Source organism: Labrenzia sp. OB1, from assembly GCF_001624695.1.
Lineage (GTDB): Bacteria > Pseudomonadota > Alphaproteobacteria > Rhizobiales > Stappiaceae > Roseibium.
Genome location: NZ_JSEP01000093.1, coordinates 1 through 735 on the forward strand (window position 1 = coordinate 1; position 735 = coordinate 735).

The 735-nt window shown below is 50.2% G+C and carries 1 pseudogene; it reads right to left on the bottom strand.

The features are described 5' to 3' along the window. A pseudogene (locus tag OA90_RS27865) lies at positions 1-252 on the bottom strand (IS6 family transposase); the annotation flags it as partial. Between the last annotated feature and the right edge of the window lie 483 nt (positions 253-735).

The window sequence follows — 735 nt, forward strand, 5'->3', positions numbered from 1 at the left end:
GGCCTCATCCATATGCCACTTATCGTTCGGCTTGGGCCGGTCTCTGCGAATGCAGTCGGCAAAATGTCGGCCAAAGCGGTTGATCCAGAGACGAACCGTTTCCCTGCTCACGATAACACCGCGTTCAGCAAGAAGGTCTTCCACATCGGCCGTGCTCAGAGCAAACCGATGATAGGCCCACACTGCGTAGGCGACAACTCCACGCGGAAAACGAAACCCCTTCAGACGGGGGAAAGTGCTCGGCAATCTCATGTCGTCTCGATAACCGAAACGCCGGGGTCAAACAACTTGGCAATACCTACCCAATGCCTCCGTTTTCTTGCCGCGCACGTACCCACTATCCTTCCGTACTGAGAGAACCTGATCAGCGAAATCCCCAGCTGTTTCATACAGCACATTTCCCAGTCTTTAAGGCTACTTTCTTCTTCACCTCACTCCAATCTGACCGGCTCACGGATAAGCTTCAAAGCATATTTGACAAGAGGCTGGCACACTCATTTTTGGTTGTAAACGAACGGACGTCCGCACTACCAAAGTGTATTTTCATGTACAAAAAATGACGGTATTTGGCTATTATCCGAGTTTCCCAGACCAAACCCGCCTCAACTTAACGTAGCGTTTCGCTTTGGTTTTCAATTTTCCTTTCGGAGCCAACGCCTTCAATTTCAGCGTGTTTTCCACAGGATGGGAACGCGTCTTTCTTTTTGGAATGAATCTGGATCATGTCTGCTCCGG